The organism is Clostridium sp. ATCC 25772 (assembly GCF_001573875.1).
Classification (GTDB): domain Bacteria; phylum Bacillota; class Clostridia; order Clostridiales; family Clostridiaceae; genus Clostridium_J; species Clostridium_J senegalense.
Window position 1 is genome coordinate 24,139 of sequence record NZ_LFRG01000007.1, and the last position, 11,822, is coordinate 35,960.

7 protein-coding genes are annotated in these 11,822 nt (G+C 26.2%); 1 reads left to right on the plus strand and 6 read right to left on the minus strand.

What is annotated here, in order from left to right:
- Positions 1-34: 34 nt before the first annotated feature.
- From AZI32_RS03450 to AZI32_RS03465, 4 genes are all read right to left on the minus strand, one after another.
- On the minus strand, positions 35-1,798 hold the full coding sequence (locus tag AZI32_RS03450) for an ABC transporter ATP-binding protein (protein WP_061994509.1): 1,764 nt from the start codon (positions 1,796-1,798) through the stop codon (positions 35-37).
- Between the two features lie 254 nt (positions 1,799-2,052).
- Complete coding sequence (locus AZI32_RS03455; protein ID WP_061994510.1) at positions 2,053-3,711, minus strand: acyl-CoA dehydratase activase; 1,659 nt, start codon at positions 3,709-3,711, stop codon at positions 2,053-2,055.
- 1 nt (position 3,712) lies between these two features.
- Entirely contained in the window at positions 3,713-4,984 is a 1,272-nt protein-coding gene (locus tag AZI32_RS03460; RefSeq protein ID WP_061994511.1) for a 2-hydroxyacyl-CoA dehydratase family protein, read from the minus strand.
- A 174-nt stretch (positions 4,985-5,158) separates the two neighbouring features.
- Positions 5,159-6,610: an amino acid carrier protein gene (locus AZI32_RS03465; protein WP_061994512.1), complete on the minus strand. Its 1,452-nt coding sequence runs from the start codon at positions 6,608-6,610 to the stop codon at positions 5,159-5,161.
- A 725-nt stretch (positions 6,611-7,335) separates the two neighbouring features.
- Here AZI32_RS03465 and AZI32_RS03470 point away from each other — a divergent pair.
- On the plus strand, positions 7,336-9,225 hold the full coding sequence (locus AZI32_RS03470; RefSeq protein WP_061994513.1) for a glutamine synthetase: 1,890 nt from the start codon (positions 7,336-7,338) through the stop codon (positions 9,223-9,225).
- A 65-nt stretch (positions 9,226-9,290) separates the two neighbouring features.
- On the opposite strand, the gene ptsP is transcribed toward AZI32_RS03470, so the two are convergent.
- A complete protein-coding gene (ptsP, locus tag AZI32_RS03475) occupies positions 9,291-11,003 on the minus strand; it encodes a phosphoenolpyruvate--protein phosphotransferase (protein ID WP_061994514.1) in 1,713 nt (570 codons plus the stop codon).
- Positions 11,004-11,032: 29 nt separating this feature from the next.
- Positions 11,033-11,758 (minus strand): glucosamine-6-phosphate deaminase, encoded by a 726-nt coding sequence (gene nagB, locus AZI32_RS03480; RefSeq protein ID WP_061994515.1) that lies wholly within the window; start codon positions 11,756-11,758, stop codon positions 11,033-11,035.
- Positions 11,759-11,822 lie beyond the last annotated feature (64 nt).

Genomic DNA, 11,822 nt, shown 5'->3' on the forward strand with positions numbered 1-11,822 from the left:
CAACTATGCTTACTACTTTAAACTACGTATTATATTAAGTAATTGCATTAATATTTTTTATTTCATCATCGTAAAGTTTTTTATAATAAATATTTTCATTTATTAGCTGTTTATGATTACCACATCCAACAACCCTTCCATTACTTAAAACAATTATTTCATCACAATCTATGATTGTTGATAATCTATGAGCTACAATTATTATTGTTCTATTTTCACTTAGTACATCTATAGTTTTTTTTATAAATTGTTGTGATTGATTATCTAATGATGACGTAGCCTCATCAAATAATAAAATTTTTGACTTTTTTATAATTGCTCTTGCTATAGCCAACCTTTGTTTTTGTCCGCCTGATAAATTAACTCCATTTTCTCCAACTATAGAATCATATTGATTGGGTAAACTCATTATAAAGTCATGAATATACGCCAATTTACAAGCATTGTATATTTCATCTTCTGTACAATTTAAAATTCCTATTTTTATATTTTCTTTTATAGACATATTAAATAGAAAGGGCTCCTGCCTAACTATTGAAATATTAGTTGTTATTGAATCTTCATCTAATTCTTTAATACTTATCCCATCTATCTTTATATCTCCATTATCATAATCATACAATCTTAAAATTAAACTTAATATAGTGCTTTTTCCAGAACCACTTTTACCTACAATTGCTAGTTTTTTATTAGGTTCAGTCTTAAACGTAATATTATCTATAACAGTATTTATATCATCATAGCTAAAGATGACATTTTCAAAATTTATATTTCCTTCTACAGTATTTAATTTCACTTGTCCAAATTTCTGTATTTTATAATTAAAGTTATCCATCAAACTAAATATTCTTTCTAAAGAAGCTAGCCCTTGTTGAATTTTAGAGTTCATCCTCGTTACATTCATAAGCGCTGCTGAAAATTGTTTAGAATAAGCTATAAAGGCTATAAATAGTTCTAATGATAATTTATTTTTTAAAACAAACCAACTCCCAATTCCAATTACTGCCATTGATGTTCCTATATTAATCGCTAATGATATATTTTGTGATTTAGCGTTTAACTTTGCCATTTCAATGTCTTTAACTTTTATTTTTTCAGTAATATTATTAAATTGAGTTAAATTATATTTTTTTAATCCTAATGCTCTTATTTCTCTAATTCCCGAAAAAGACTGATTTATATTAGATATATATACATCTCCTATTTTTTTTAGTTCTCTGCTTTTATTTTTTAATTTTTTTCCAAAATATAAAAAAATATAATATGAAATAGGAAAAGCTACCATAACTATTATTCCTAACGTTATATTAATACTAAATACAATAACTCCTATAATTAATCCATTTAAAACATCAATTATTACACCGATAAAATCACCAGTTATTATATTTGTTAATGTAAAACAATCATTTTGCAATCTCGATATAAACTCACCTATAGGAATCTCATCAAAAGCTTTTATAGGAAAGTTAATTATTTTTTTATACATATCATTTTGTAAGTTTTTAACTATATTTGAATTTATATATGTTTCTTGAACTAATTGAAAATAACTTACCACTAGCTGTACACAAGATGTAACTATTAAAATACTAATATATTTAAATATATTTTTACCTTCATTTTTAGCTATTGCGGATATTATAAGACCATACATATATGGACTTATAAGTCCTAATAATATTATTGCTACAATAGACAAAAATAATATTATTAATGAATTTCTATATGGGTTTGAATAAACAAATGCTTTTTTCAATAAGTTAATATCATTTTTATCTAAATTTTTTAGCTTCATATGATCTCCTTTCCATGCTTTTGTTTATCTTCTTTGTCAGCTATTTTTACTATATGAGAGTTTTTTTTATTTTATAACTTTTACTTTTCACAAAATTTTTACATAAAATAAGTTAGATTCATAAACTTTTAAATTTTTTAATATCACTGTTAGTCATATACAATTAAGCAATATTATACTTCCCCCTAATTGTTAACAGGATTTCACAATAATAAAAAGGCATTATTTCATGTAAGAAATAATGCCTTTTTATTTTAATTTAATACTCTTTCTAACCCAATTAAAGCAGCACCTATAGCTCCGCATATTTGTGCTTCTTTAGGTACTATTAATTTACTGTTTAATTTTTCTTCTATAGCCAAAACTACACCATAATTTTTAGAAACTCCTCCAGTTATCATAAATAAATCATTTAATCCAATCCTTTTTACAAGTGATAATACTTTACAGGCCACAGATTTATTTATACTATGCACTATATCCTCTATATTTTCATTTTGAGCTATTAACGCTATAACCTCCGATTCAGCAAACACACTACACATACTAGAAATTGTAAGTTCTTTATTCCATTTAACTCCCACTTCACTCATATAATTCAAATCCAAATCTAGAGTTCTTGCCATTAATTCCAAAAATCGTCCTGTTCCTGCAGCACATTTATCATTCATTACAAATTCTTCTACATCTCCATTACTATTTATTCTTATAGCCTTGCTATCTTGCCCTCCTATATCAATTACAGTTCTTATATTTTTGTTTAAAAAATTTGCACCCTTTCCATGACAAGTTATCTCAGTTACTTTTTCATCTGCAAATGGAACTGAGATTCTCCCATATCCAGTAGCCACAATAAAACTTAATTGGCTTTTTTTTAAGTTTGCATTTTTCAAAACATCTTCTAGTGCCATATTAATACTGTTTAAGGATTTTGCCCCTGTTTTTAAAATAGTTTCTCCTAAAATTTCTTTCTTCTCATTTAATATAACTGCATTTGTAGATGTTGATCCACTATCTATTCCACATACATAAATATCACTTTTTATTTTTTTCTCACTAACTTCTTCTTTTTTAATGTGCATACTTTCCATCAATCCCTCAATCCTCGTTGATATTTGTCCATGACAACTTTTAGTATAGTCTGTTTCTATTTTAACTATAGGAACATTAACTTTTTCTTTAATATCAACATATTCAAAATTATAATAGTCGCAAAATTTAACTGTATTATATATAATCCCTTTAATATTAGGTTCCTTTAAAAGATTTTTTCTTTTTTCTATATCCTCCATTCTCATACAAGGATTTTTATTTAAAATTTCTTTGCTATATAAATAAATTATTTCATCTAATTTGCTTATATTTTTAATCTTTAAATAAAAATTTTCCGTCTGTGAACATGTACAATTTCTTACATTTAAAGATGAAATTTTTTTTATATAGTTTTCATCTTCTTTACTCAATCTATTTCCTAATATAGTTACACATGAATCATCTTCATCTTTTGCTTTAACTTCTTTGAACTGATTTTTAAATTTTTCAATATTAAAATCCTTCTTAGAAAAATCCTCATATGCTTTTATAAACTTTAACAGTTCATCTTTAAATAAATTTATAGAATACTCATTTATTTTTTTAGGTAAATCTATAATGTAACAAAACTCTACTTTTTTATCCTTATCTAATATATCTTTTGTTCTTCTTAATGAATCACAACAATTCATAAAAACTATTTCTTTTATCTTAAGTAATTTTACATTTTCCATTATAGCTTTAGAATAACTACATAAATTATTATGACCTACTGTATGTGCTGTTTCAAAATCATTCACAGAAGAATTTAATTCCGTGCAATGCATATCAAAACCTTCAAATATTTCTTTAGGTGTATATTTACAAACATATCCTATCATTTTATTTTTTCACCGCCTTTACTATATCTAGAAAAGCCTCAACTCTTGTTCTTATCTGTTCTTCTTGAGAATTACGTTTGTCTATACCATCTCCATCTAAAATTAGTGTTTTAATATTATTTTCCTCAAGTTTAGACTTTAATAAATTAGCTCCACCTAAAGATTGCTTACATCCCATATGACAAAAATTTATAACTCCATCTATATCTAATTTGTTACAAAAGTCTAATATATTACCAGCTCTTCTTTCATATGCACCGTTAAACTTATTTAAAATCAATTTTTTTGCAATTGATTCGTAAGGTTTATTGCTATCTAATTTTATAATATTATTAAAGTTAAAATCACATATTACAAGTTGGTTACTTAAATTAAAGTTAAATATATCTTTTAATGGTTTTGAGTAAATCGGAATTAAATGTGTCCAAAGAATTCTGTTTCCACTACATTTTTCACATCTAAATTTTATATCATCCACAAGCATTTTATAATATTTTAGTGATTTTGAATGTCCTAAAAAAACATGTGTTACAAATATTCTATACATCTCTAATGTTAATGTATTTGGATAATACTTCATTTTAAGTTCTTTTAAAAATTCATCATAATATTCTAAACATTTATTTTCTCTAACAATAACTTCTTTAAGTTTTTCCTCATTTAATTTACGTTTAAAATTATCTTCTAAAAAAGTAACTAGCTCTTTCAATTGAATGATTACGTATTCTATACTTTCATTTGAATAATTATAAGGTACATCTATAATATATTTAGGAATATCATAACTTTTAGATATCCTCCTAAAAGTATTTATATTAGCATCACAAGCAATAGTTGTAGTTATAGCACATTTGGGCTTTTTTAAAACCTTAGACTCACTAGCTCCTAAAAAGGTCTTATGATATGAACAATAACTTTCGCTTAGCCCTGTATTTTCTATAAATTCAATAAACCCTCTTTCACAATCTGCACCTGAAATATATGATGAAATTCCCTCTATAAACATAGGTGTTATATTCATAGCATGTAGGAATTCACATGGTGTAAATATATTTACTATGGCAGAATTATCATTATCATTCATAGCTTGCAAGATAAAGTCCATTGATATCTTTGTTAAATATTTTTGAGATGGTAAAAAACTTTTCTCTTTAAATTTACTTAAAATATTTCCTTCTACCCAATATCCTAATTTAAGAACATCAAAGCTTTTTCTCGGGTTATTTTCTATATTATCGCAAACTAAATTGCTGTAAGTTTCAAATAAATTCATAATATCCCCTCATAAATAAAATAATAATATATATATATTATTCTTTACACTTAACCTTTCCCCTTCTTGATATAAAATTTTTTACACTTAATAATTTCTAAATTCCATACTACTTCTACTCTAATTTTTCATAACAAAAAGGCAATTTTAAAATTGCCTTTTACTTTTCTAATTTTATTTTTCTTTTTTTCTGTCTTCATAGAACGGCTTAAAATCTGGATCTACTTTTCCTATACCTAAATATCTAGCCTTATAATCCTTTAATAATTCAAAGAATCTCTTACTTAAAATCAATATTACTATAACATTTATAAATGTAGGTATAGCAGATGTAAAATCACCAAATAACCATACTATTTGTCCTGGCAATCCTTTCACTACCGCCATCACAACCATTAAAAATCCTGGTATTGGATAACAATATTTATAAAATTTTAATATAGCTTTTTTCGCTTTTACATTATCCTTACTTGCGTGTCTTAAAAGAATTTCATAATATGTGTACCATCCTGTTGTAGTTGTTATTCCAAACAAAAATACCCCTATACTTAAAATCACTCTGCCTAAGTATCCCATTCCAGATTCAAAAGCTGAAAGTGTTAACGTAGCACTTGTTGCACCGGAACACCAATTTCCAGTTATTATTATTATCAATGCCGTTATAGTACATACTATCCCTGTATCAACAAAGACTTCAAAAGCGCCCCAAAAGCCTTGTCTTATCGGATGATCTGTTTTTGCTGTTGAATGTATCATAGGAGATGTTCCCCATCCAGCTTCATTGCTGTAAACCGATCTTGACATACCTATTTTTAAAACCTGCATAAAAGCAGCCCCTGCAAATCCACCTACAGCTGCAGTGCCTGTAAATGCACCTTCAAATATTAATGCTATTGTTTCTGGTAAAAACGTTATATTTTTAAAAATTATAAATAACCCTGAAACTATATAAAATAAACACATAAATGGAATTGTTTTACTAGCTATTTTCCCAAGTCCTGGTATACCACCATTAATCATTATATAAACTAAAATTGCATAAATAAATGCCACTAATATCATACTAACATCAAAAGTACTTGATATAGCCTCAGATACTGTATAATTCTGAAGTGTTATAAAAAATGTTGATAATATTCCTCCACCAAATAATATTGCAGGAACAATCCATAACTTGAGTTTTTTTTCTTCTCCTAGACCTTTTTCCATATAAAAAGATGGACCTCCATAAGGATTCCCCTCTTCATCAATAGTTCTATAATGAACAGCTAATGTAACCTCTACCATTTTTATCATAGTACCTAAAAGTGCAGCTACCCACAGCCAAAATACAGCACCTGGTCCACCTACAGCTATTGCTGTAGCTACACCACCAATATTACCTACTCCTACACTTCCTCCTATGGCTATGCTTATTGCTTCAAATGGTGATAGAATTCCCTTCTCACCTTTACTTGTTTTGTCTTTTTTAATTAATTTTCCAAAAGTTTCTTTCATTATGTGTTTAAAAAACCTAATTTGAAAAAAACCTGAAGCTACAGTAAAAAATAGCCCTGTACCTAGAATTGTTACTATTAAAGGAGTTCCCCACAATAAGCTTACAGCCTTTTGAATAAATTCCTCCATTTAATCCCCACCTTTGCACTATTCAACCATAAAATTATTAGACATTATACTAATTATCATCTTTAAACTCTATAATAAGAATAATTCTAGTAACTAAATTGTTCTTATTATGAAGTTATATTAATTTTACAGCTTAATAAATCTATATTCCGAAAATTGTGATTTTATTTAAAACATTTTTTATATTTTATAAAACTTTATTAAAATATATTAATAATTTTAAATAGCGAATATTTTTATAGATTTAGTTGTTTTCCTTCGATTTTTTCTTTGTTTTTAATGCATTTTTATATGATTGTTTTTATTTTAAATATTTCATTTTTCACTCATTTCTAGAAGATGAAAAAGTTTTAAATTGAAATAAATAGACCAATGAGAAATTTTACTTTTTTTTCATTCATTTTATATGTTTTTTTAATTAAAATAAATATTTTTCCCTTTTTGTATTTACTTTTTATATTTCGTGTTTTATAATTATTAAAAATATTGTAAAGGCTAATTTCCTATTTATTTCAAATTTTACTTTTGAGAATATAGTCCAAGCACTTAAATTAAATATCAATTATACAATTTAAATTTTAAATATTGTTTATATTTAAATAATATTTAATTATCAGAACATTTTTCTATGTTCTCTTTTTTATAAATAAATTTTGAGTAAATAATATAATTTATTTTTTATTAGCAATTAACAATTTTATTAATTTTAATACGGAGGTTTTTTTATGAAAAATAATTTAATTTATACAATACCAAAGGAAATGCACAGCAAACAAAACATCAAAAATATTCTTTTGGCTCACCCAGAAATAAAATTTGTTTCTTTATGTGGAATTGATTTACTTTTTAATGATATAGATGAAAAAATACCTGTAAATTTATTTTTAAATGATTTAGACAAATTTCTAGATGGAATCGCTGTAAAAACTGATGGTTCTTCAGTTAATCTGCCTGGCATAGCTACTCTTAACAACGCACAAGTAGATATAAAAGTTGATTTAAATTGCAGTTGGTACATAGACTATAATTATGAACATATTGATGAAATTACAAATCTTCCTGTAGGAACACTAACAATACCATCTCTTCTATTCCATGAAGGTGTTGCTGTTGACTCAAGAAGCGTTTTAAAAAGCACTTTAAAACATTTTAAAAATTCTTTAATAAGTTTATTTGAAACTTCTAATGTTCTTGATTGTTTTGGAATAAAATTTTATGATATAGCAGATGTAAACATTACATTGGCTACAGAATTAGAGTTTTGGGTTAAAACACCAAATGAACTTGCAGATGTTGAAGAACTTTGTACTTCTGAAGTTCTGAAAGAACAATATTGGAAAAGAACTAAAGGTTCTGTAAGAACATCACTTGAAAAATCTCTTTTACTTCTTGAGAAATATGGACTTAACCCTGAAATGGGACATAAAGAAGTTGGCGGTGTAAAAGCTCAACTTACAACCACAGGATCTTTAACTCACATAATGGAACAATTAGAGATTGATTGGACCTATAGTGATGCTATAAGTTGTTGTGATAATGATCTTTTAGTTAGAAATTTAGTAAAAGAAACTTTCAGAAAAAATGGATTAGATGTTACATTTATGGCAAAACCAATTGATAATATTGCTGGTAGTGGTAAGCATCTTCATATTGGTGTACTATTACATTTAAAAAATGGAGAAAAAATAAACTTATTCCATAGTAATAAAGATTTTATGAGTGTCCTTGGTTATGGAGCTTTAATGGGAATTTTAAAAAATTATGATATAATAAATCCATTTGTATCTAACTCTATTGATTCTATAAAAAGATTACAACCTGGATTTGAAGCCCCTGTTTGTACATGTACTTCATTAGGTTTAAACAAAGATATGCCATCTAGAAATAGAACGGTTCTTTTAGCTCTTATTCGAGAGGAAGACAATCCTTATAGCACAAGATTTGAACTAAGATCTCCATGCCCTCACACTAATAGTTATTTAACTACAAGTGCATCAATTTTATCTATGTTAGATGGATTAACATATGTTATTAAAAATAATAAAACTACTGAGGATTTATTGATGGAAATTTCAAAAGAATATGGTGAAGAGGCATCTTATTTAGAAAATAACCGTAAATATAGAAGTGAAAATAACATCTTTACAGATTACTCAAAAGAAGAACTTGAAAAATACTTTGGCAAAGCACCAAAAACAGTATTGGAAAACTTAAAATCTTTTGATAATAAAAGTAAAGTTTCAACAATTAATTGTGGTACTATACTAAATGATAAAATTATTAATAGTTATAGAATGGGTGTTACAGAAAGATACTTAAATGAGCTTACTGGACGACTAATTCCTCAATATATAAAGGTAGTACGTAACTGTAAAAAACTAAATCATAATGAAGATTCTAAGATTGATGTTACTAATTGGGAAAATATTCAAAGCTTAAGAAATTACATTATGAAAGATAATGATGAAAATTCCTCATTATTTACTAAAATTAAAACTTCAATTAATGATTATGATTTAGATGAGGTTTCTAATTTACAAATAGAATTAGATGAAAAAATTTCACTTTTAAAAAGTTTATATAATAAATACAAACAAAATTTAATTGAACTATAAAGAAATTTATTTTAAATATTATAATAGGGAAGCAAAAATAGCATGCTATTTTTGCTTCCCTATAGTTATTTCTTATTTTGATTTTCATTTTTAAATTCTTCTAAAATTATTTCTATTTCCTCATCTGTCTCTAATGACAATACTTTTTTACAAAGCTTTTCACATTGATATATATCATATCTGGACATGTATCGTTTAACTCTACATACATATGATGGGTTTACACTAAATTCATCCAGTCCCATTGCCATAAATATTGGTATTAAATTAATATCTCTAGCAGCCTCACCGCACATACCAACATATATTCCATTCTTATGTCCATTTTCTATAACCATTTTTATGAGTCTCAAAACTGCTAAATTGTAATTACTATACAAGTCTGAAACATTATTGTTTAACCTATCTACTGCAACAGTATATTGAATTAAATCATTAGTACCTATACTAAAGAAATCAACCTCTTTTGCTAAAATATCAGAAATTATTGCTGCTGATGGTACTTCTATCATAATTCCTATTTCTATATCTTCATCATATTTTATTTTTTCGTAATCTAACTCTTTTTTACACTCCTGAAGTAAATTTTTAGCCTCTCTTATTTCCTTTAAAGATGAAATCATAGGAAACATTATCTTTACTTTTCCAAAATTACTAGCCCTTAAAATTGCTCTTAATTGGGTTTTAAAGAATTTTTTTTCTTTTAAACAATATCTTGTAGCTCTAAGTCCTAAAAACGGATTTTCCTCTTTAGGTATATTAAGATACGAAATTTCTTTATCTCCCCCTACATCCAATGTTCTGATAATAACAGGTTTTTCTTTCATTTGTACAGCTATATCTTTATATATTTCAAATTGAATATCTTCTGTAGGTGCATTTTTTCTATCCATATATATGAATTCGCTTCGTAAAAGCCCTATTCCTTCACCATTATTCTTTATTATTTCATCTAATTGAGTAGGAACTTGAAGGTTACACGCTACTTGAAATCTTTTCATATCTTTAGATAAAGGTATTTTATCTAAAAAATCTTTATCTAAATTTTCTTCAATCTGCATTATTTTTTTCTTTTCATTAAAACTTTCTATATCATATTGAGTTGGATTTATTATAAATTGTCCATTACCTCCATCCATAGCTATAATAGACTGATTATCTACCATACTTAAAATATTTTTTGCCCCAACAATAGCAGGTATACCTAACATTCTTGCTACTATAGCAACATGAGAAGTTTTCCCACCAATCTCTGTTATAAATCCTATTACTTTATTTTTATCAATCTTTACTGTTTCAGATGGTGTTAAATCATGAGCTACAAGAACAAATTTACCTTCAATTTTTTCATAGTTTAATTCTTCTTTTTTTAACAACTTATTTGTAGCTCTATTAATTATATCTATAAGGTCAATACTTCGTTCTTTAAAGTATTCATTATCAAATGAATTAAAAAGCTCAACAAAAAACTGTTTTCCTTTTTCTAATGCCCATTCGCTATTTATTTTATCTGTTTTTATTTTTTCTTCAACAAATCGTAAAAACTCTTCATCTTTAAGCATACATATATGTGCATCAAAAATTTCCATCTCTTCTTTAGCTAATTTTTCATTTAATATTAGATTTTCTATATCTTTTATGCTGTCTTCCACAGCAGACTTAAACCTTAATATTTCAGCACTTATATCTTCTATACTATATCTAGGTATTTCTTCTTTTACATCTTTTATTAAAACTTTACTAATTTCAATACCGTTAGATACTCCTATACCCTCCATAATATCACCACCTAATAATTATGAGCATTTTATAAAAATTTTGCACCTTTTTTATCCACTATAACAGTAACATTTGGATGTAATTGAAGTACAGATGCAGGAACACTCTCTGTTACATTTCCATATACAGTTTCATATATAGCTTTACTTTTATCTTCACCTGACACTAAAAGTAATATCTCTTTAGCATTCATTATAGTTTTTATTCCCATAGTAATAGCTTTTTTAGGCACTTCTTCTATATTTCTAAAAAATCTAGCATTAGCTCTTCTTGTATCTTCATCTAGTGATACAACATGAGTTGTAGATCCAAATTTACAATGAGGTTCATTGAATCCAATATGTCCATTTCTTCCTATTCCTAAAATCTGAATATCTACTCCTCCACAACTTTCAATTTTACTTTCATAGCTCTCACATTCTTTTTCTAAACTTTCTGCTAATCCGCTTGGAATATTGATATTTTCTTTTTTTATATCAATGCTACTAAAAAGATTCTTATTCATAAAATAATGATAGCTATTAACATTTTCATAGTCTAAATCATAATACTCATCTAAGTTAAAAGTTATGGCTTCATTAAAACTAATGATTTTTTCGTTGTATAATCTAATAAGCTCTTTATATGTTCCTATAGGAGTTGACCCAGTAGCCAACCCAAGAATTGATTTAGGCTTTAAAATCAATTTGCTAGCTATTATCTTAGCTGCCTTTTCACTTAACTCATTATAATCTTCTGTTGTAATAATTTTCATATTTTCCAACCTTTCTGTCACTTTGTTTTGCCTCTTCTAATTTAATGCCCATTGAAAATTCACC

Bases quoted from the DNA above. Each gene is read 5' to 3' on its own strand.
- ptsP (WP_061994514.1), bottom strand. From the start codon at position 11,003: ATGGAGGGTATAGGAGTATCTAACGGTATTGAAATTAGTAAAGTTTTA.
- AZI32_RS03450 (WP_061994509.1), bottom strand. From the start codon at position 1,798: ATGAAGCTAAAAAATTTAGATAAAAATGATATTAACTTATTGAAAAAA.
- AZI32_RS03465 (WP_061994512.1), bottom strand. From the start codon at position 6,610: ATGGAGGAATTTATTCAAAAGGCTGTAAGCTTATTGTGGGGAACTCCT.
- AZI32_RS03460 (WP_061994511.1), bottom strand. From the start codon at position 4,984: ATGAATTTATTTGAAACTTACAGCAATTTAGTTTGCGATAATATAGAA.
- AZI32_RS03470 (WP_061994513.1), top strand. From the start codon at position 7,336: ATGAAAAATAATTTAATTTATACAATACCAAAGGAAATGCACAGCAAA.
- AZI32_RS03455 (WP_061994510.1), bottom strand. From the start codon at position 3,711: ATGATAGGATATGTTTGTAAATATACACCTAAAGAAATATTTGAAGGT.
- nagB (WP_061994515.1), bottom strand. From the start codon at position 11,758: ATGAAAATTATTACAACAGAAGATTATAATGAGTTAAGTGAAAAGGCA.